This is a genomic window from Peribacillus simplex (assembly GCF_900156045.1).
GTDB classification, from domain to species: domain Bacteria; phylum Bacillota; class Bacilli; order Bacillales; family DSM-1321; genus Peribacillus; species Peribacillus simplex_D.
Genome location: NZ_FTMX01000001.1, coordinates 774,831 through 795,111, shown reverse-complemented (window position 1 = coordinate 795,111; position 20,281 = coordinate 774,831). Strand labels below are relative to the sequence as shown.

The following is a 20,281-nucleotide window of genomic DNA, read 5'->3' as shown; positions in this document are numbered from 1 at the left end:
TCGCCAAGGCTAACCTATGAAACAGGAAAATCAATTTCTGCTAGCTCATCATTCAATACCAAGTGTCTTTCCTGTCTCTCGACTTCTATCTCCTTAAACAGCAAATAGGTGTCCACATTACCCGTTTCAGTAAATAACTCCCAGGTAAAATCCAACATATAAAGCCCACCTTTCATTTTTAACTAGCAATATGAATATCCGACCATATGGTTAGCTTGACCGTTTTCCGAACTTTCATGACGCGTAAATTTTGTTAATTAATACTCGCTCTCATTGAAGCCATAATCGCGAAGCTGGCTTGCTTTGTTCCGCCAATCCTTCTGCACCTTCACCCATAGTTCCAAGAAAACTTTCGAGCCCAATAAGTTTTCGATATCCACTCTGGCACGGCTACCGACTTCTTTAAGCATTTTTCCTTGCTTTCCGATGACGATGCCTTTTTGTGAATCACGTTCCACGACGATTGTCGCCATGACATTAATGGTGTCACTGTTGTCCATTTTTTTAATTGAATCGATGACAACAGCCACTGAATGCGGAATTTCTTCACGTGTCAGGTGCAGTACCTTCTCGCGGACCAATTCGGAAATGATAAAACGTTCCGGGTGGTCTGTCACTTGGTCAGCCGGATAAAACTGGGGACCTTCTGGCAAATGTTCCTTGATTTGTTCAAGCAGTGTATCAACATTATTTCCTTCAAGCGCAGAAATCGGAACGACCGCCGCAAAAGGGTAAAGCTGTTGGTATTTTTCAATAATCGGAAGTAAATCATCTGGATGCATCGCATCGATTTTGTTTACAACAAGGAAAACTGGCGTTTTTACGGATTGAAGTTTTTCGATGATAAACTCGTCACCTCGTCCGTATCCTTCAGTAGCATTGATCATGAAGAGAATCAAATCGACTTCCTTCAATGTATTCGTTGCCACTTTCATCATGAAGTCACCAAGCTTATGCTTCGGTTTATGAATGCCGGGTGTATCGATGAAAATCATTTGTGAATCGTTTTGCGTAAGTACACCCTGGACCTTATTTCTTGTAGTTTGTGGTTTATCGCTCATAATGGCGATCTTTTGACCGATGACCCGATTCAGAAATGTACTCTTTCCAACATTAGGTCTTCCAATAATCGAAATGAAACCTGATTTGTAATCTTTTACTTGTTTATCATCAAATAGTTTATCCATTTAAATCCTCCGGTGAAAAAGCTCCTGGAAGCAATTCCTGTACTGTTAGTTCTTTTATATCCCCATGTAAGTTGGTCAAAACGACCGGCATATCCTTTTCACAAAGTTCCGAAATAACCTGCCTGCATGCCCCGCATGGGGAAACGGGACCATCGGTATCCGCCACGACTGCAAGTTTAGTGAATTTTTTATCATTATGGGCATAAGCGCTGAATAAAGCTGTCCTTTCGGCACAGTTACACATGCTGTATGCAGCATTTTCTATATTACAACCATGATAGACTTTTCCATCTGCGGTTAAAAGGGCTGCCCCCACCTTAAATTTGGAGTAAGGCACATAAGCTTTATCCCTTGCTTTTTTAGCTTCCTCAATCAATTCTTTTGTATTCAATTCACATCTTCCTTTCAAATTGAGTACCATTTCGGCAACCTACAGGCCAAACTTGGGCAAAAAGATAATCAATCCAACTATTATAGAAAATATAGCATATATGAATACAGCTCCGGCTGCAATATCTTTTGCCTGCTTGGCAAGCGGATGGATTTGATCCGTTACCAGGTCCACTACCCTTTCAATCGCTGAATTAACGAGCTCCAACGTAATCGTACCGGTTATGGCCGCCAAGATGAAAAGCCACTCCATCCCATTCAATGAGAAGTACCAGCCAAAGAATACGACGATTGCCGTTAACGCGAAATGAATCTTGATATTGCGTTCAGTCCGAACAGCCTCCAAAATACCCTGACAGGCAAAAGAGAAACTTTTTAATAAAGGATACCTTTTTTTATCCTTCTCTTGAAAGTCCATATTCTTCCAAGATCTCCTTTTGTTTAGTGAACATCACTTTTTCATCTTCTTCATTCATGTGGTCGAATCCTAATAAATGCAGAAAACCATGCAGTGCTAAAAATCCTAGTTCCCGGTCAAAAGAATGTCCATATTCTTCAGCCTGCTCTTTCGTGCGTTCAATGGAAATGATGATATCCCCTAACATGCGTGGCATTTCCGCTCCGACAATTTCCACTTCATCTTCTCCCATTTCTTCAAGAGCAAAAGAAATGACATCTGTAGCTGAATCTTTATGTCGATATTCTTTATTGATTTCCCGAATCCTATCATTGTCTACAAATGTAACGGACAGCTCGGTGTCTTTTTCAATATTTTCTTTTCTTGCCGCAAATTGCAGAATGCTTTCAACAAGCCGCTGGGCTTCCTCCGTTACTTCATTCGTTTCATCCATTAAATCGATAGCTAAAATCATTCTTTCACCTTCTGTCCTAATTTATCCGGCTCCGGATATTCAATCCTGGAGTGGAAGATACCATTCAGCGATTCACATAAGGAATGCTTCACGATACTCAATTCTCTCATAGTAATGTCACATTCATCAAATTGACCATCAGAAATCCTGTCCTGAATGATGAAACTTACCAGCTCTTCAATCTTCTCCGGAGTTGGGTGCTTCATCGATCTCACTGCAGCTTCAACACTATCGGCTATGCCGATGACGGCTACTTCCTTCATTATCGCCCTCGGTCCGGGATATCGATAGGCCGCTTCAAGTGTGGACTCATCCTGTTTCTTTGCCTTATGGTAGAAAAACTTCAATAAAGTAGTACCGTGATGCTGCTCTGCAATATCCACAATCTCTTTCGGGAATTTGTGACTGCGCAGCATCTCCCCGCCATCTACGGCATGGGCAATGATGATATCCCTGCTCGTTTCCGGCGGCAGGCGATCATGCGGGTTCTCTTCATTCATCTGATTTTCGATGAAGAAGTGCGGCCGCTTCGTTTTACCGATATCATGATAATAGCTGCCCACCCTTGCCAGCAATCCATTCGACCCGATGGCTTCACAAGCGGATTCCGCCAAGTTGGCGACCATTACACTGTGATGATATGTCCCCGGTGCCTCAATCAAGATCCTCCGCAATAACGGATGATTGGGATTCGCGAGCTCGATTAGCTTAATCGATGATAAGATCCCGAAACCTGCCTCGAAAAACGGTAGCAGGCCCATTGTCAAAACGGCTGAACCCACCCCAGAACCTATGGCAGCAGCAGCATAATACAAGTACTCCATTCTAGTATAATGGCTGTCCATAATAAAGATGAGCGAAAAAACGAATGCCATATTGATTAAAGCCAATAGCAGCCCCGCTACCAGCACCTTTGATTTGAAATTTGGCCTGGATAGAATGATGATTGCCGTCAATCCCCCGAAAATGATATAAAGCCCCATCGAGAAATCCAGATTTCCAGGTGTATCACCATTAAATATAATCGTACCATACGAACCTAACAATATGATCATTGCCACCGCTAACTTATCATTCAATAATATCTTGATGAGCATCGCCGCCATGGCACCCGGGAAAATGTATTCCAAGTTCGAGTTCTTCAGGTCTGCCAGAATGCTGACCGTTTTCATGGTAACCATTGAAAGGATAAAGACAAGACTGAAGATCAATAACTGATTGTACTTGTTATCCTTTTTGGATATGGAATAGTAGAAATAGTAATAAAAAGCGGCAAAAGTCAGGAATATGAATAACAGCAGGCCGATATACGGGTAAATGGTAGACTCCGTATTTAAGAAGCCTGCCAGTTCAAGCTGCCTATATACATCCCTGTCCACCAATTGATTTTCTTCAACGATGATTTGACCTTGAAGGATCCTGATTGGCTCCACGCTTTCAACCGCTTTCCTTCGCTGTTCCTCGGTTTTGTCCTTATCAAAAAAAACATTCTGAATGATTGCCGTACGTGCAAGGGAAGTGGAGGCTTTTTTCATATCGCCACTAATGCTCATGTAACCCAATTCCTCTACAACCTTCTTCTTGGCATTTTCGACGTCACTTGCAGCAATCCGGGAGCTCATCACATTATTCACGGCTGTAATGGTTGAATCCTTCGCTATTTTCAACTCATCTTCTTCCGCCTGCACTAATGCCAGGAAAACGGATTCCTCGATATTTTTATTCACTTCATCAGTCAATTTTTCTTTTAATATGGAAACTTTTTGAGCATCCGTCTTTACGGGCTCTTTTTCTTCATCTTCTTTATGATCTTCATCGGGGTCCGTTTCTTTATTCACTTCTATTGCTGAATCGAAAATGGATGAGATCAGATCGACTTTATTTTTGGCATATTCCTTTTTTAAAGAATAAACATCCGCCACCTGTTTTGAAATCTCTTCTTTTTCCTGTTCCGTCTTATAGGTATCTTCCACAGTCTTGGTTGAACGGATTGTTTGTTCCGCAGGCTTAAAAAGCTCTACCTGGACCCTTTCCGGCTTAACATTGGAGAACATTAACCCATACGCAAACAAACCAAGTATGATGAACAAAAGCACTTGAAAAAAGCGATGGACCAACAGCCCTTTTATTTGAGTGAAAAATTTCTGGATACGATTCAAGGAAGGTCCTCCTAAAAAAATGATGTTTATTATTCTAGATATGTAAAATCATAACAGTTTTCATGTGAATTTTCACCTTCGTATTGATAAATGAAGCTTCATATCCACTTTTTCCCTATAAAGTTTGTCATTTAGACACATCACGAAAAATCCGCCGATTGAAATGGCGGATTTTTTCTTATGACTTCGCCTGCTCGTAAGCAGTAATGATTTTGGCGACAAGCGGATGTCTTACTACATCACTATGTTCAAAATAAACAAAGGAAAGGCCTTTAACATTCTTCAAGATCTCTTCTACCCGGACCAGACCTGACTTCATCCCTTTCGGAAGGTCAATCTGGGTCCGATCTCCCGTAATGACCATTTTCGATCCGAAACCAAGCCGGGTCAAGAACATCTTCATTTGGGCTTCCGTCGTATTCTGGGCTTCATCCAATATGACAAAGGCATCTTCAAGCGTACGGCCCCTCATATAAGCCAGAGGAGCTATTTCGATCGTTCCGCGTTCTATCATCCTTTGCGTCTGTTCCATCCCTAGAAGGTCATGGAGAGCGTCATACAGCGGCCGTAGATAAGGATCTACCTTTTCCTTCAGATCACCAGGCAGAAAACCAAGGCTTTCCCCCGCTTCGACGGCAGGCCGTGTCAGGATGATCCGTTTAACATGTCCATTTTTCAATGCATTGATGGCCATCACTACAGCAAGGTAGGTCTTCCCGGTTCCGGCAGGCCCAATTCCAAATACAAGATCCTGTTTCTTTATGGCCTGGATATAGTATCTTTGCCCGATTGTTTTGACCTTAATGGATTTCCCCTTAGCCGTTTTAGCGATTTCCTCATCATATAATTCACCGAAATACTCCAATGTGCCTTTTCTTGCCAATTCAATTGCATAAAGCACATCCCTGGAGCTGATTGCAATTCCTTTTCTGACCACTTTCAATAATGCATTGAGGATTTCCTCCCCCATCGTTACCCGCTCGATATCCCCGGCAACACTCACCGCTTCACCTCGGGTTATGACGGAAATGCCAAGCTCCTCTTCGAGCACTTTTACATTTGAATCTCCATTGCCCAATAATGCGATCGCTTCATTGGGTGATTCTATTTCTAGCTTAATTACTTTCACATCATCTGCCATTCGTTAGTCTCCTTGAATGATTGGCTGTCCAATCGCTATATCTTCAATAACTTGGTAATGTATAGATAATTTAACTTTACCATTCTCCATGCTTTCGTGCAAAATTTTTTCCTCGACGATTTCATCTTCCTCTTCCAAATGCTTTTTCAATTCTGCTTTGGCCATTTTCTTGCCTTCCTTCACCGCTTCTTTTTCCGTATAACTTCGTACAATATCTTCCTTGCTCCTCAAGGTCACTTGTTTATAGGAAATGGGAAGTTCCCATTGAAGAAAGTGAAAAGGCCTCACTGTCGTTTCTTTTTCCTGTTTTTCGTATCCCGGATCCTTGAAACCCCATACCGGAAGGGAAAAGCCCCCCATTTTCAAAAAGTGCCTGGTCGTTTCATCTCCGTTAAAAACGGAAAACTTGGTTTTTAACGGAACTTCCACTTTCGCTTTATACCACGTTTTCCCTTTTATTACTCCCTGTGCGGATACAATTTCCTGTTTATCCTCTTTTCCAATCAATCCTGAAACAAGAAGCTGTCCTTTTCCTACATAATCATTCACATTAACAATAGATTGTCCCTTTTCAACGAACATATCAGTGATGATCGCTTTTTTGGAAGCTACCAAATTTTGCGGAGATGTTTTCTCGACCTCCTTAGGCTGCCGTTTTTCTACAACCCGAAAATGGTATGTCGTTCCCTTAAGCTCAACCCCTACCCATGTCAATGCACCAATCCGGTCCGACAGCTTACGCTGAATCGTATCCACATCATCAACAAAGAATTGCACTTTCCCGATCTTCACGCCCATCTTGTCCAATTCTTTCCGGATGGCATGCTCGGTTGCCGGTTTGGCATCTTGAACCTCGATGCCCCATACCATATTGGAAAGAACAAATATGCAGAGCAGGAAAGCGATCATCCCCGCTAAAAACCCGCTGTTTTTCATGACTCTCTTCATTAGGAAAGGGAAACCCTTTCCCTGCATGAACTTTACTTTACAATCGCTCTTACGCATGACCTGACGTAGTTTGGGGATATCCCTGATATCCATATGGAAAATCAGGGCTTCACTTCCGACACGCTTCACATCCCAGATATGAAGCCCCCTTCTCGTCAGCATATTAATCAGCCGTTCTGCACCTTTGCCATAAGCCTTCACCTTTACATAGCCTGTATAATAGTTTGTCCATTGGTTTTTCATGGAGACCTCCCGGGATCATTCATTGATAAAATAGACCTTATCGATTTTGCCTTCGAGCATGATTTCTTCCGGCAAAATCGTCTTTATGACAAAGGCATTTCCCTTTATCAGCAACTGCCCATTTTTTAGCATCAATCGTACTTCGCTGTCTGTAAAAGCCAATAAGCCACGATGGTTTTCAATATAAATATGTAATTGTCCGATCATTGTAATTCGCGGCAGGTCCATCATGACATCTTGCGGAAGGTCCATTGTTTTGGTCATAAGCTGTTTCACTTTTTTTCCCCAATTGCGTGCCATAAAAAAGAACCCCCTTTCATCTCAATGTATGAAATGAAAGAGGGTTCTAGCACAAAATTATAAGTGAATGAAAGTCTATTTTTTTATGCACATGTAATGACGGGCATAAAAAGTACGGGGCTTTGAATCACCTTCTGGACCTCTGAAGACTTCTCTTCGCCCTTGGCGGTCCCAGCACTTCTGACATGATGATGCCATCAATCAGCTGCTTTTTACCAAAAGACGGCCCTTTGCGATAGACCGGACTGTTATTATCAGAAATAGTCGATGTAAGCTGATCCGCCTTCGCTTTTTGATATAAACGCTCCTGATCGTACTTCTGCTGAAGCCTTCTAAGCTCCGCGATCCTTTTGTTCGCTTCGTTCGTCGTCTCATCGATCACTTCAACAGCCTGAGCTTCCTGCTGTTCGACTTTCCTTACGGGAGCAGGGGCAGGCCTTTGCTGCGGATTCCCTTGCTGCATTTCACCTTGAAGCTCCCGCATGACCTCCTGCCATTTCTTTTTCGGAGGCACGTTAGGATCATCATGTTGCTGATGCTGCTTTTTCTTTCCCAACATGGACGTTAAAATACCGATCAAGACAATGATAAGGAATGGGTTCTGGAGAAAGAAATCAATAAAATCTCCCATTTAAAGACCTTCCTTCCCTGACCTAATTATTATTATGGTTATTGTTGTTATCTTTTGGATTGTCTGAAATTTTACTGATGGAATCGCGCATATCCGTATCGGCCGTGATATTTTGGATATTCATATAATCCATCACTCCAATGTTTCCGCTTTTCAGTGCATCGGCCATGGCCAATGGAACCTCCGCTTCGGATTGAACAACCTTCGCTCTCATTTCCTGAACACGGGCAACCATTTCCTGTTCAAGTGCAACAGCCATCGCACGGCGTTCTTCGGCCTTTGCCTGGGCTATTTTCTTATCAGCTTCGGCTTGGTCCGTTTGTAATATGGCCCCGATATTTTTTCCGATATCCACTTCAGCGATATCAATGGAAAGAATTTCGAATGCCGTTCCTGAATCCAATCCTTTCGATAAAACCGTTCTTGAAATCAAATCGGGGTTCTCAAGTACATCCGTATGCATTTTCGAAGCACCGATCGTCGATACGATCCCTTCACCTACACGGGCAATGATCGTCTCTTCACCGGCACCACCGACCAGGCGTTCAATATTGGCCCGGACCGTTATCCTTGCCTTCGCTTTCACTTCAATACCATTCATCGCCACACCAGAGATGAACGGAGTTTCGATCACTTTCGGGTTAACGCTCATTTGAACGGCTTCCAGTACATCACGGCCTGCAAGATCAATGGCTGCACCCCGTTCGAAAGGCAGCACGATATTGGCACGTTCTGCAGCAATTAATGCATTCACCACTCGATCGACATTACCGCCTGCAAGGTAATGGCTCTCCAATTGATTCGTTGAAACATTGATTCCAGCCTTATGGGCCTTGATAAGCGGGTTGACGACCCTGCTTGGTATAACACGGCGAAGCCTCATCCCAACTAATGTAAATATACTGATTTTGACTCCTGCCGCTAAAGCGGAAATCCATAACATTACTGGTACGAATGTGAAAAACACTGCCAATACGATGATGGCAGCAATCACTGCCAGTACAATAAATATCGTTCCTGAAGTTATCACTTAATGATTCATCCTTCCTGTATCTTTTAATTTTAATTTGAATCCGGAATTTCCCGGACGACTACCCTTGATCCTTCAACTTTAATGATGATGATTGTCGAACCTTTGGAAATAAAGCTTCCCTCGGTCACGACATCCACTCTTTCTTCTTTGACCAAAGCTGTTCCTGAAGGCCTCAAATCTGTAAGGGCCTTCCCTTCTACACCTAATAAATCCAAACGATTCGGATTGCTGACATATCCTTGTTCCGTTTTTGTTGCATCGGTTAATATCATTTTCCTGAAAAATTTCATCTGTTTTCCAAACACCTTTACAAGTAGGATGAATACCAAAATGGATACGGTGACCGCAATTAGCAAGGATATCGTCATATGGACCGGATCACCTGTTGCGAGGAATAAACTCCCCACTATCGCTGTAAATCCGAGCAGCCCGATGATCCCCCCTGGGATAAAAAATTCAATTAGTACGAGAATGACCCCGATGATGAACATCGCTAACGATTCGTATCCGGTGATACCGGCGACAAGATGACCATAGAAGAATAAAATAAGGCTGGTGATTCCAATGACCCCCGGAATTCCAAAACCGGGTGAAAACAATTCCATCACAATCCCGATTCCCGCTATCGTTAACAAAATCGGAACGACGATCGGGTTGGTCAAAAAGCGGGCAAGTTTCTCAGGAAAGCTTTCTTCGATTGACCGAATATCAGCATCCTCAACTCCAAGTATACTATACAGCTCCGCTTTCCCAGAGACGGTGCCTTCACTATATCCAGCCTTTTTTGCCTGTTCAGCTGTAAATGTCAGCAACTTCCCTTTTTCCGCTCCATATTCGGGTAGATCGATGTCAACATCCGCCATCGCCTGGGCGTATATGGGGTCACGTCCATTTTGTTCTGCAGCAGTCTTCATGGCAGCTAACCAATAAGATTGCGCTTTCTTACCTGCGGCATTCCCCGCTGAATCTATCACTGCCGCAGATCCCATGGTGGCACTCGGAACCATATAGATTTCATCTGCACTTAGAGAAATGTATGCACCTGCAGATAAAGCCCTGTTATTGACGTAGGCAACTGTCTTGATTGGTGAATCCGACAGTAACTTTGCAATTTCCCCTGCTGCATCCACAGCACCTCCAGGGGTATTCACCTCGAAAACGACAAGATCTGCATCAGCTGCCTCAGCAGTGGTCAGCGCGCGTTCCAAAAAGGCCGAGAGTCCCTTTTCCACCGTTTCTTCAATTGGAACATGGTAAACGATCTTTTCGTTTGCAGATGCCGTCGCCCCCCCAAAAGAAGACATGGTGAACAGCAATCCAAATAAGAGTACAGATAAATAACGCCAAATTTTCAACGGAACGCCCCCTTTCCCGTATTAAACGCGGTAAGCGCCTCCATGTTCAGAGGAAAACCTACCAGTAAATTCAGCACGCAACTAAAATTCGAATAAGGAGCAAATGAAGCAACCCTTTACTCTGTTCTTTAGTTATTACGTATGTATATGAAAAAGGTTTCAAAAAAAAGCAAATAAAATTAAAAGTGCCCCCATTATCTGGGCTACGTTTCAATAATATACGCATAAAAATCATGAAATACACAAAAACCACAGGCAATTTGCCTGCGGTTAGGTTTCGAGTTTTAAGTTTAGAGTTTAAGATAGATGTTGTTGTACTAATTTGTTTACTAGTGAACCATCCGCTTTACCTTTAACTTTAGGCATTAAAGCTCCCATAACTCGGCCCATATCTGCTTTGGATGTTGCATTGACTTCTTCAATCGTTTGTTTAACGATTTTAGAAAGGTCTTCTTCTGAAAGTTGCTCAGGCATATATGCCTCTACGTATACTAGTTCGGTGCGGACTTTATCCACGAGATCTGAACGACCTGCGTTTTCAAACTCCTGGAGGGAGTCTTTGCGTTGTTTTAATTCGCGAGAGAGCACTGTCAATTCTTCATCATCTGTTAAATCTTGTCTCTGCTTCAGAGCTTCGTTTTGAATAGAAGCTTTCAGCATCCGAATAACAGATAGTTTGTCCTTTTCCTTGTTCTTCATCGCTTGTTTCATATCATTATTTAAACGCTCGAGAAGACTCATCTTTCCACCCTCTCTTAGAATTTACGTTTTCTTGCAGCTTCAGACTTTTTCTTACGTTTTACGCTTGGCTTTTCATAAAATTCACGCTTCCTAGCTTCCTGAAGCGATCCTGCTTTAGATACAGTACGTTTGAAACGACGAAGAGCATCTTCAAGCGATTCGTTTTTACGAACGACGGTTTTAGACATCTCTTTCCCTCCCTCCGAAAACAACACACTAACTCAAGTTGTCAACATGTTATACATGTACTAAACAATTATAATATATCATCTTTAGCAGGTCAACCAATAAAATCAAACTTATTTTGAATATCATCATGTTATTATCATAATTTTTCACGAAACGATGATTCAACCTGCTTGAAATTCCAATTTATAGCATGTCTCACGTCATTGGGCCATAAGCTTACTATGAGGTGACAGTCATGCACGAGCTATTTTTATTCCTTTTATTCATCGCGATATTTTTGGCGGGTATGTCGGTTTTACGAATCGGACTGTTCAATATGTCCGGTGCAGCATTAAAAACTTTTCTCTCAAAGGTTACGGATAAGCCATGGAAGGGCTTCATGGCCGGAACCATCTTTACCGGGATCCTGCAGAGCAGCTCGGCGGTCATGGTCATGACGGTCGGCCTCGTTTCCGCAGGAAGCTTAACATTCCCGCAAACAATCGGGATTATTCTTGGAACGAATATCGGATCGACCTTTACAGCAGAGTTCATGACCTTCTCTTTGGATCGTTGGATCATTCCCGGTGTCGTAAGCGGCGCTTTCCTTTGTTTCATGCCAAAAACATTACCGAGAAGCATAGGGATGTCCCTGATCGGAATCTCGGCCATCTTCGCGGCGATGAGTGGTTTTAAAACGCTATCGACGCCGATTGCTGCCTATCCATCCATACAAACGCTCATCCATTACATAGAGGGCCACATGAGCTATGCCCTATTAGCCGGGATATTATTGACAGCACTCATTCACTCCAGTTCGGCAACCATCGGGATAGCCATGAGCTTTTTGATGAATGGGGAGTTATCCGTCTCCTCCGCAATCGTCATCATGCTCGGATCGAATATTGGCACTTGCATCACCGGATACATGGCGAGCATCGGTTCCGGCAGACAAGCTGCCTTCACAGCTTATGCACATATTTGGCTTAACGTCATCGGGGTTGCCGCATTCCTGCCTTTTGTGGACAACCTGGAAAGCACTGCTGCCTTTTTTACCGAAAACAGGGGGACACAGCTGGCCCATGCCAGTGTCATTTTCAATATCTTGACTTCTTTGGCCGTCTTGCCATTCGCAAGGCAATTCTCCAACCTCATTCTTTTGGTGCACCGGCCACACTTAAAAAAATAAGGAGCTGTCCAAAAGTCATTAGAGACTTTCATTTAGGACAGCTTCGTGGGAAGATTGGATATCATATGTAGCTGCAAGGATGAATGATTACTGGTAGGTTTTTCAATAAGCTCAAACCACTCGATCTAACAGCAGCTGATTTCAAAATCATCAAACCTTTATTGGAGAACGATGTTAACTCCCTGTTTGATTACCCCCTAATATTTATTACATCCACAAATTCATTGGTTCCAAAAATGATACGGGTCCTCTTTTTTCATGGAATAAAAAGGCATGGGATATCACCAGTTCAATTACCGATTTTTTTTATGGAAGTAATAAAAAGGCTGTTTTCGCATACTTTGTTGCTATTTACCAAGTAGTGCAGTGTGGTTGATTTCCCATCCAGATGCTCGCTTTCCGCGGGGCGGGCGGTGAGCCTACTCGGCGTAAACGCCTGTGGGGTCTCACCTGTCCCGCTGCTCCCGCAGGAGTCTCGCACTTCCGCTCCAATCAACCTTAATTCGTTTCGTTTTAAAAACAACAATCTTTACGAAAAGAGCCAATAAAAAAAAAGGCGGAGAAAAATAAAATATTTTTCTCCGCCTTTTTTATTTTCAGGGACTTATTATACGGTCCCTTCTTAAAATCAATAATCGGAATCAGCCGTTAAGCCCTTTACGATGGAGACACCTGCACTCGCTCCAATTCTTGTAGCACCAGCTTCAATCACTTTCTGGGCATCACTCGTGTTGCGGACTCCGCCTGAAGCTTTGACACCGATATCCGGGCCAACCGTTTTTCTCATAAGCGTGATATCTTCAACAGTCGCTCCGCCGGTAGAAAAACCAGTTGATGTTTTCACATAATCCGTTCCTGCCTTTACGGCCAATTCACATGCACGGACTTTTTCTTCATCAGTCAATAAAGAAGTTTCAATGATCACCTTTGAAAGAGCCTTACCAGTGGATGCCGCTACAACAGCACGAATATCCCGCTCCACCAACTCATCATCCTTGTCCTTCAATGCGCCGATATTGATTACCATATCGACTTCGTGAGCGCCATTGGAGATGGCGTCTTTCGTTTCAAAAGCTTTGGTTTCCGGTGTGGTTGCACCTAGAGGGAAGCCGATGACCGTACAAACTTTCACTTCTGAACCTTCCAAAAGTTCGCTTGCATATTTCACCCAAGTTGGGTTTACGCATACGGAAGCAAAGTTATACTCTCTCGCTTCTTCGCATAACACCTTTATTTGCTCTTTGGTTGCATCTGCTTTTAATAACGTGTGGTCAATTAAACCTGCTACATTTTGTGACATTTATAAATCCTCCTCAAAAACAATCTATACCTAGTTGTACGTACCTCTCATGATACCATAGTTTATCCACTTTGACGATATATATAGTCTTTACCCGAAAGCGCCAAGAAAACACATCAAAAAGAGGATAAAAAAAAGACAGCGATTAACCGCTGTCTTAGATATTGGATGCTTGTTGTAACGGAAAATCCTTCACGACCGTCACGAACTGACCTTCACTAGATGGATAGCCAGACTTTGTAATCTTCACTTTGACGATTTCACCGACCATTTCATCCGAAGCCGAAAAGATGATTTTCATGTAATTATCGGAGTAGCCCTCATAAAGGCCATTTTCCAACTTCGTTTCAGGAATGACTTCCAGAACTTCCCCCTCGAATCGGGAGGCATACTCTTTTGCCAGCTGATCCGACAACGCGATAAGGCGGTGGACGCGTTCATTTTTGATATCTTCATCCACTTGATCTTCCATACGGGCAGCCGGAGTCCCTGTCCGTTTTGAATAAGGGAAAACATGAAGTTCGGAGAATTTATATTTTTCTATAAAGTTATATGTCTCCATGAACTCTTCTTCGGTTTCACCTGGGAAACCTACGATGACATCAGAGGTAACAGCAAGACCCGGAAGTGCAATTTTCAACTTTTCGATTCGATCACCGAAGAAATCCATCGTATATTTACGTCTCATCCGTTTTAGAACTGTATCGGAACCCGATTGGATTGGTATATGCAAATGACGTACCACTTTTTTCGAATTCGTCAGCACTTCAATGATTTCATCTGTAATTTGGCTGGCTTCAATGGATGAAATGCGGATACGCTTCAGTCCATCGACTTTTTCCAAGTCCCGCAGCAGCATCGCCAAATTATAGTCTTTTAAATCGTCTCCGTAGCCGCCAGTATGAATTCCGGTGAGGACTAGCTCTTTATAGCCTGCCTCGACAAGCTGTTCAGCTTGGTGAATGACTTCTTTTGGATCGCGGGAACGCATCAAGCCACGAGCCCAAGGGATGATGCAGAAAGTGCAAAAATTATTGCAACCTTCCTGAATCTTAAGTGAAGCGCGTGTACGGTCTGTAAAAGCAGGTACATCCAACTCTTCGTAGACACGGTTTTTCATGATATTTCCTACGGCATTGATTGGTTCACGTTCCACCTTGAATTGCTCAATGTAATCAAGGAGTTTAACCCTGTCTTGTGTTCCTACAACAATATCCACACCTGGTATGGCCATGATTTCTGCCGGCGATGTCTGTGCATAACATCCCGTTACCGCTATGACGGCATTCGGGTTCTTACGAATGGCACGACGGATGACCTGACGGCTTTTCTTGTCGCCAGTGTTTGTCACCGTGCATGTGTTGATGACATATACATCTGATGCATTTTCAAACTCAACACGATCATATCCCCCAGTTTTGAATAATTGCCATATAGCCTCTGTTTCATAATGATTCACTTTACAGCCTAATGTATGGAAAGCGACCGTTGCCATTTTTCATCACCTCAAAAGTTCTACATGATAAGAAACAGCGGAAAGTGCATATAAAGGTGCTGTTTCAGTTCTTAATATTCTTGGTCCAAGACCGCAAGCCATAAAACCGGCATCAGTCAGTTTTTCAATTTCCTTATCTGCTAAACCGCCTTCAGGCCCAAATACGAATAGGATGGATTGCCCAGCGGTAATATCTTTCAAGACAGAAGCGAGTACAGAAGTTTCCCCCCGTTTTGCCTCTTCTTCAAAAGCGATTAATTTATGATCGAAACCAGTTGCATACCCAGCTAGCTGATCTGCCGTCATCGGTTCCTTGATGGCAGGGATAACCGTGCGGTGGGATTGCTCAGCCGCCTCTTTTGAAATCTTCTGGAGTCTCTCCAATTTCTTGCCTACCTTTTTGTGGTCCCATTTTACCACCGAACGAGCAGCAATAAAAGGGATAAATTCAACGGCACCCAGTTCAGTACCCTTTTGAACGATATATTCCAACTTATCCCCTTTAGGCAGACCGCTCGCTATCACAACCCTTACAGGAAGTTCCTTTTCTTCATTCTTCCATTCGGTAACTGTCCCTATAACAGCATCATCAGTTATTTCCGAAATTTCCGCGATAGCTGTCATACCATTATCTTTCACCGTGATGATCCGTTCCCCTGGTCCCATTCTCATCACCCTGGCGATATGATGAAAATCATCGCCTGATATCTTCACCGTGTTTCCATTGATGTCTGCTTCGTTAAGAAAATACCGTTGCACACTGCCACCTACTTCGTCTAGTCTAAAAAAACTCACAGGCTAACAGTCAGGATTCCAGAATGCAAGCCGTGCAAAGATTCAAGCTAAAAAAAGGTACTCTGACTATCAAAAAACCCGATAATCAGAGTAACTTTTTCAATTAATCATTTCTTTTCGCGATTATTGCCACCCAATCTTCCATCAAGATCGTTTCCTCAACGGTGAATCCAGATGCTATTATCGCTTCTTTCACATCTTGTTTCTTAGTTTGAATGATTCCGGAAGCGATGAAATATCCGCCAGGTTTAACCACTTTCGCTACATCATCCGTAAAACGCATGATCACTTCGGCAAGAATATTAGCCACGACGATATCCGCTTGTTCATTCACACCATCCAGTAAATTGCCTTGTGAGACGGACACTTTATCCTGCACGTTATTTAGTTCCACATTTTGTTTGGCTGACTGTACTGCCACTTCATCCAAATCCAAGGACTGGATTCGTTTTGCGTCCAATAATGCAGCTGCAATACTCAGAACACCAGAACCAGTTCCTACATCAACGACTAAATCCCCAGGCTGTACCGTACGCTCCAGCGCTTGGATGCACATGACCGTCGTCGGGTGTGTACCCGTTCCGAAAGCCATGCCTGGATCAAGTTCAATGATCAATTCGTCACTGCTTACTGGAGTGTAGTCTTCCCATGTTGGCACGATGGTAAAACGTTCGGATATCTTGACGGGGTTATAATATTTTTTCCAAGCCGTCGCCCATTCTTCCTCATTCACTTCACTAATAGAAACAACATTTTTCCCAAGGTCTATATCAAAAAGAAGGAGATTATTGATTGATTCCTTAATAGCATCAATGGTATCGCCAAGGAAGCTGTTAACAGGCAGATAAGCCTTAATGACTACACCTTCATTCGGATAATCATCTGGGTTTAAGTGGTAGATTTCGCCAAAAACATTTTCTCGTTCCTTGACTAATTCTAGAGGATCCTCAATGACAACACCACTCGCACCTGCCTCATGAAGAATATTCGAAACAGGTTCAACCGCTTCATTCGTTGTTTGGATTGCAAATTCAGACCACTTCATAATCTACCAACTCCCAATTTGTTCTTTTACTTTTATTCACCTATCTTTAAAAGCACGCTTTACTTTTGAGAAAAAGCCATCATCTTGTTCATCTACACCTTGTCCGCTGATATCACTGAACTCACGAAGCAGGTCCTTTTGTTTTTCCGTTAATTTCTTAGGCGTAACCACTAATACGACCACATGCTGATCTCCTTGGCCATATCCTCTGACATTCGGAACCCCTTTGCCTTTTAAACGGAAACGTGTGCTTGTTTGTGTACCGGCAGGAATCTTCAGCTTCACTTTTCCATGAAGCGTCGGAACTTCAATTTCATCGCCTAATGCTGCCTGGGCAAAAGTAACCGGCATTTCACAATAAATATCATCGCCATCCCGCTCAAAGAATTCATGGCTGCGCACATGGAAGACTACATATAGGTCTCCTGCCGGACCGCCATTGATTCCTGGCTCTCCTTGGCCGGTTACACGCAATTGCTGGCCATCATCAATTCCTGCTGGCACCTTGACTTGGATCTTTTTACGTTTTTGGACTTTTCCGTCACCGCCGCATGTTGAACATTTATTAGGAATGATTTTTCCTGTTCCTTGACAATGGTGACATGCTCTCCGGTTCACAATCCTTCCGAACGCTGTGTTTTGTTCTACATTCAATTGACCGGTTCCATGGCAATGTGAACAATTTTCCACTTTTGTACCTGGTTTGGCACCGGATCCTTTACAAGTATCACAATTCTCTTCACGCGGAATTTCGATTTCAGTATCTTTTCCGAATGCAGCCTCTTCAAAAGAAAGCGTCATCGTATACTGTAAATCCGCCCCTTGACGCGGTGCATTAGGATCTCTCCTGCGTCCGCCGCCACCAAAAAAGCTACTGAAAATATCTTCAAAACCGCCGAAACCGCCAAAGTCCTGACCGCCAAAGCCTTGATTTGGATCTGTGTGTCCAAATTGGTCATAATGGGCCTTTTTCTGTTCGTCACTCAATACTTCGTAAGCTTCCTTGATTTCCTTGAATTTATCCGCAGCATCGTCCGCTTTATTAATATCAGGGTGATATTGTTTGGAGAGCTTTCGATACGCTTTTTTGATTTCATCCTTCGAAGCACTCTTCGAAAGGCCTAACACCTCATAATAATCGCGTTTACTCATATCTAAAATCCACTCCCGATTCGATTCACATAAAGGTAATATTATCACTGAACGAAGATAATAATCAACTAGAAAAGTACAATCGGCTTTAACACATTTTTGCAAATGATATTGCCAGTGCCAATTTGCATACGTTTCCCACTAAAATTCAACGATTCCCCACCAGTGATTGCAACACTTCCAGACAATGATTCCATACACTGTAAAAAAAGCCAAAGTCAAGATAACCTGACTTTGACTTTTTTACAATGGCAGGCAGAAAAACTGCCCAATATATCAGTGTCCCGATTGGGTCACTTTTTATTTTTTCTCTTCTTCGTTAACTTCCGTGTATTCAGCATCAACCACATTATCGTCTTTAGCAGACTCGCCAGCACCGGCTTCGCCAGCTTGCTGAGCTTTTGCCGCTTCTTCATAAAGCTTCATTGTCAAAGCTTGAACGATTTCGTTAAGCGCATCTTTTTTCACGCGGATTTCTTCAAGCTCATTTTTCTCGATTGCAGCTTTCAGTTCGTCCTTCGCTTCATTCGCTTTTGTTACTTCCGCTTCGTCCACTTTACCTTCTAGATCTTTAAGCGTTTTTTCCGTTTGGAAAACTAATTGATCAGCTTCGTTACGAAGTTCGACTTCTTCTTTACGTTGTTTATCGCTATCGGCATTTTCTTCCGCTTCACGGACCATGCGTTCAATCTCTTCATCAGAAAGTCCTGAAGATGATTTGATGGTGATCGCTTGTTCTTTGTTCGTACCAAGATCTTTCGCACGAACGTTCACGATACCGTTTTTATCGATATCGAAAGTCACTTCAACTTGCGGAATTCCACGCGGTGCCGGTGGAATGTCACTCAATTGGAAACGACCAAGAGTTTTGTTATCCGCTGACATTGGACGCTCACCTTGAAGGACATGGATATCAACTGCCGTTTGATTATCAGCCGCAGTCGAGAATACTTGTGATTTACTTGTAGGAATCGTAGTATTACGGTCAATCAGTTTCGTGAATACTCCGCCCATCGTTTCAATTCCAAGTGAAAGTGGTGTTACATCAAGTAGGACAACGTCTTTAACATCCCCTGTCAATACGCCACCTTGAATGGCAGCACCCATAGCCACTACTTCATCAGGGTTCACGCCTTTGCTTGGTTCTTGACCGATTTCCTTTTTGATCGCTTCAACAACCGCAGGAATACGTGTAGATCCACCAACAAGGATTACTTTGTCAATTTCAGATGCTGAAAGACCAGCATCTTTCAATGCTTGACGAGTTGGTCCCATAGTACGTTCCACAAGACCAGTAGAAAGCTCATCGAATTTAGCTCTAGTCATCGTTACATCCAAGTGAAGCGGGCCAGCTTCTCCAGCAGTGATGAACGGTAAAGAAATTTGGGTTGAAGTTACGCCGGAAAGATCTTTTTTCGCTTTTTCAGCTGCATCTTTCAAACGTTGAACCGCCATTTTATCTTTTGAAAGGTCGATTCCGTTTTCTTTCTTGAATGCTTCAACTAAGTAATCGATGATGACTTGGTCGAAATCATCCCCACCTAGACGGTTGTCACCAGCTGTGGACTTAACTTCGAAAACGCCGTCCCCAAGTTCCATGATCGAAACGTCAAATGTACCGCCGCCAAGGTCGAATACAAGGATCGTTTGATCTTCTTCCGTTTTATCCAAACCGTATGCAAGTGCTGCAGCTGTCGGTTCGTTGATGATACGTTCCACTTCAAGGCCGGCAATTTGACCAGCATCCTTAGTTGCTTGACGTTCTGCATCATTGAAGTAAGCAGGTACAGTGATAACCGCTTTAGTAACTTTTTCGCCAAGATACTCTTCAGCATATGATTTCAAGTATTGAAGGATGATTGCAGAAACTTCTTGAGGTGAGTATTCTTTTCCTTCAATGACTTCTTTATGGTCGGTACCCATATGGCGTTTAATGGAAATGATCGTGTTAGGGTTTGTAATCGCTTGGCGTTTTGCCACTTCCCCTACTTGCCTTTCACCATTTTTGAATGCCACTACGGATGGAGTTGTACGGTTTCCTTCTGGATTCGGGATTACTTTTGGTTCCCCGCCTTCAAGTACAGATACACAAGAGTTTGTTGTACCTAAGTCAATACCAATAATCTTGCTCATAGTT

Annotated in this window: 21 protein-coding genes; 1 reads left to right on the top strand and 20 read right to left on the bottom strand. The window is 43.0% G+C overall.

Features of this window, described 5'->3' with window-relative positions; translation table 11 throughout:
- Positions 1-14 precede the first annotated feature (14 nt).
- From BW986_RS03790 to rpsU, 14 genes are all read right to left on the bottom strand, one after another.
- A complete protein-coding gene (locus BW986_RS03790; protein ID WP_076365246.1) occupies positions 15-158 on the bottom strand; it encodes a YqzL family protein in 144 nt (47 codons plus the stop codon).
- Positions 159-257: 99 nt separating this feature from the next.
- The gene (gene era, locus BW986_RS03785) at positions 258-1,187 is read right to left on the bottom strand and encodes a GTPase Era (RefSeq protein WP_076365244.1); all 930 of its coding nucleotides are present in this window, start codon (positions 1,185-1,187) and stop codon (positions 258-260) included.
- Complete coding sequence (locus tag BW986_RS03780) at positions 1,180-1,578, bottom strand: cytidine deaminase (protein WP_076365241.1); 399 nt, start codon at positions 1,576-1,578, stop codon at positions 1,180-1,182. Before BW986_RS03780 ends, era begins: the two co-directional genes overlap by 8 nt.
- 39 nt (positions 1,579-1,617) lie before the next feature.
- Positions 1,618-1,995 carry a diacylglycerol kinase family protein gene (locus BW986_RS03775; RefSeq protein ID WP_076365239.1) on the bottom strand — a complete coding sequence of 126 codons (378 nt, stop codon included), beginning with the start codon at positions 1,993-1,995 and terminating at the stop codon, positions 1,618-1,620.
- Entirely contained in the window at positions 1,973-2,449 is a 477-nt protein-coding gene (ybeY, locus tag BW986_RS03770; protein WP_076365237.1) for an rRNA maturation RNase YbeY, read from the bottom strand. The genes BW986_RS03775 and ybeY overlap by 23 nt, the downstream gene beginning before the upstream one ends.
- Entirely contained in the window at positions 2,446-4,608 is a 2,163-nt protein-coding gene (locus BW986_RS03765) for an HD family phosphohydrolase (protein WP_076365235.1), read from the bottom strand. The genes ybeY and BW986_RS03765 overlap by 4 nt, the downstream gene beginning before the upstream one ends.
- 178 nt (positions 4,609-4,786) lie before the next feature.
- Entirely contained in the window at positions 4,787-5,749 is a 963-nt protein-coding gene (locus BW986_RS03760; RefSeq protein WP_076365233.1) for a PhoH family protein, read from the bottom strand.
- 3 nt (positions 5,750-5,752) lie between these two features.
- Entirely contained in the window at positions 5,753-6,940 is a 1,188-nt protein-coding gene (gene yqfD / locus BW986_RS03755; protein WP_076365231.1) for a sporulation protein YqfD, read from the bottom strand.
- Between the two features lie 15 nt (positions 6,941-6,955).
- On the bottom strand, positions 6,956-7,240 hold the full coding sequence (gene yqfC / locus BW986_RS03750; RefSeq protein WP_034308511.1) for a sporulation protein YqfC: 285 nt from the start codon (positions 7,238-7,240) through the stop codon (positions 6,956-6,958).
- A gap of 127 nt (positions 7,241-7,367) precedes the next feature.
- Positions 7,368-7,871 (bottom strand): hypothetical protein, encoded by a 504-nt coding sequence (locus BW986_RS03745; protein WP_076365229.1) that lies wholly within the window; start codon positions 7,869-7,871, stop codon positions 7,368-7,370.
- Between the two features lie 22 nt (positions 7,872-7,893).
- On the bottom strand, positions 7,894-8,883 hold the full coding sequence (gene floA, locus BW986_RS03740) for a flotillin-like protein FloA (RefSeq protein ID WP_397221686.1): 990 nt from the start codon (positions 8,881-8,883) through the stop codon (positions 7,894-7,896).
- Between the two features lie 50 nt (positions 8,884-8,933).
- Positions 8,934-10,208 carry an NfeD family protein gene (locus BW986_RS03735; RefSeq protein ID WP_081395515.1) on the bottom strand — a complete coding sequence of 425 codons (1,275 nt, stop codon included), beginning with the start codon at positions 10,206-10,208 and terminating at the stop codon, positions 8,934-8,936.
- Between the two features lie 348 nt (positions 10,209-10,556).
- Positions 10,557-11,000, bottom strand: coding sequence for a GatB/YqeY domain-containing protein (locus BW986_RS03730; protein WP_076365222.1), 444 nt, complete (start codon positions 10,998-11,000; stop codon positions 10,557-10,559).
- Positions 11,001-11,014: 14 nt separating this feature from the next.
- Positions 11,015-11,188, bottom strand: coding sequence for a 30S ribosomal protein S21 (gene rpsU, locus BW986_RS03725; protein WP_028391853.1), 174 nt, complete (start codon positions 11,186-11,188; stop codon positions 11,015-11,017).
- Positions 11,189-11,424: 236 nt separating this feature from the next.
- On the opposite strand from rpsU, the gene BW986_RS03720 reads away from it, so the two are divergent.
- The gene (locus BW986_RS03720; RefSeq protein WP_076365220.1) at positions 11,425-12,357 is read left to right on the top strand and encodes a Na/Pi symporter; all 933 of its coding nucleotides are present in this window, start codon (positions 11,425-11,427) and stop codon (positions 12,355-12,357) included.
- 628 nt (positions 12,358-12,985) lie between these two features.
- On the opposite strand, the gene deoC is transcribed toward BW986_RS03720, so the two are convergent.
- The 6 genes from deoC to dnaK form a co-directional block, all read right to left on the bottom strand.
- Positions 12,986-13,657 (bottom strand): deoxyribose-phosphate aldolase, encoded by a 672-nt coding sequence (gene deoC / locus BW986_RS03710; protein WP_063233000.1) that lies wholly within the window; start codon positions 13,655-13,657, stop codon positions 12,986-12,988.
- A 157-nt stretch (positions 13,658-13,814) separates the two neighbouring features.
- Entirely contained in the window at positions 13,815-15,152 is a 1,338-nt protein-coding gene (gene mtaB / locus BW986_RS03705) for a tRNA (N(6)-L-threonylcarbamoyladenosine(37)-C(2))-methylthiotransferase MtaB (RefSeq protein WP_076365216.1), read from the bottom strand.
- Between the two features lie 6 nt (positions 15,153-15,158).
- Entirely contained in the window at positions 15,159-15,911 is a 753-nt protein-coding gene (locus tag BW986_RS03700; RefSeq protein ID WP_076365214.1) for a 16S rRNA (uracil(1498)-N(3))-methyltransferase, read from the bottom strand.
- A 139-nt stretch (positions 15,912-16,050) separates the two neighbouring features.
- Entirely contained in the window at positions 16,051-16,992 is a 942-nt protein-coding gene (gene prmA / locus BW986_RS03695; RefSeq protein WP_076365212.1) for a 50S ribosomal protein L11 methyltransferase, read from the bottom strand.
- A gap of 36 nt (positions 16,993-17,028) precedes the next feature.
- Positions 17,029-18,144 carry a molecular chaperone DnaJ gene (gene dnaJ, locus BW986_RS03690; RefSeq protein ID WP_076365210.1) on the bottom strand — a complete coding sequence of 372 codons (1,116 nt, stop codon included), beginning with the start codon at positions 18,142-18,144 and terminating at the stop codon, positions 17,029-17,031.
- Between the two features lie 300 nt (positions 18,145-18,444).
- On the bottom strand, positions 18,445-20,277 hold the full coding sequence (dnaK, locus tag BW986_RS03685; RefSeq protein WP_076365208.1) for a molecular chaperone DnaK: 1,833 nt from the start codon (positions 20,275-20,277) through the stop codon (positions 18,445-18,447).
- Positions 20,278-20,281 lie beyond the last annotated feature (4 nt).

Coding starts and splice junctions, on each gene's coding strand:
- deoC (WP_063233000.1), bottom strand. CDS start 13,657: ATGTCACAAAATGTAGCAGGTTTAATTGACCACACGTTATTAAAAGCA.
- mtaB (WP_076365216.1), bottom strand. CDS start 15,152: ATGGCAACGGTCGCTTTCCATACATTAGGCTGTAAAGTGAATCATTAT.
- yqfC (WP_034308511.1), bottom strand. CDS start 7,240: ATGGCACGCAATTGGGGAAAAAAAGTGAAACAGCTTATGACCAAAACA.
- prmA (WP_076365212.1), bottom strand. CDS start 16,992: ATGAAGTGGTCTGAATTTGCAATCCAAACAACGAATGAAGCGGTTGAA.
- BW986_RS03720 (WP_076365220.1), top strand. CDS start 11,425: ATGCACGAGCTATTTTTATTCCTTTTATTCATCGCGATATTTTTGGCG.
- dnaK (WP_076365208.1), bottom strand. CDS start 20,277: ATGAGCAAGATTATTGGTATTGACTTAGGTACAACAAACTCTTGTGTA.
- BW986_RS03790 (WP_076365246.1), bottom strand. CDS start 158: ATGTTGGATTTTACCTGGGAGTTATTTACTGAAACGGGTAATGTGGAC.
- BW986_RS03760 (WP_076365233.1), bottom strand. CDS start 5,749: ATGGCAGATGATGTGAAAGTAATTAAGCTAGAAATAGAATCACCCAAT.
- BW986_RS03775 (WP_076365239.1), bottom strand. CDS start 1,995: ATGGACTTTCAAGAGAAGGATAAAAAAAGGTATCCTTTATTAAAAAGT.
- era (WP_076365244.1), bottom strand. CDS start 1,187: ATGGATAAACTATTTGATGATAAACAAGTAAAAGATTACAAATCAGGT.
- BW986_RS03745 (WP_076365229.1), bottom strand. CDS start 7,871: ATGGGAGATTTTATTGATTTCTTTCTCCAGAACCCATTCCTTATCATT.
- rpsU (WP_028391853.1), bottom strand. CDS start 11,188: ATGTCTAAAACCGTCGTTCGTAAAAACGAATCGCTTGAAGATGCTCTT.
- yqfD (WP_076365231.1), bottom strand. CDS start 6,940: ATGAAAAACCAATGGACAAACTATTATACAGGCTATGTAAAGGTGAAG.
- dnaJ (WP_076365210.1), bottom strand. CDS start 18,144: ATGAGTAAACGCGATTATTATGAGGTGTTAGGCCTTTCGAAGAGTGCT.
- ybeY (WP_076365237.1), bottom strand. CDS start 2,449: ATGATTTTAGCTATCGATTTAATGGATGAAACGAATGAAGTAACGGAG.
- BW986_RS03730 (WP_076365222.1), bottom strand. CDS start 11,000: ATGAGTCTTCTCGAGCGTTTAAATAATGATATGAAACAAGCGATGAAG.
- BW986_RS03735 (WP_081395515.1), bottom strand. CDS start 10,208: ATGTCTTCTTTTGGGGGGGCGACGGCATCTGCAAACGAAAAGATCGTT.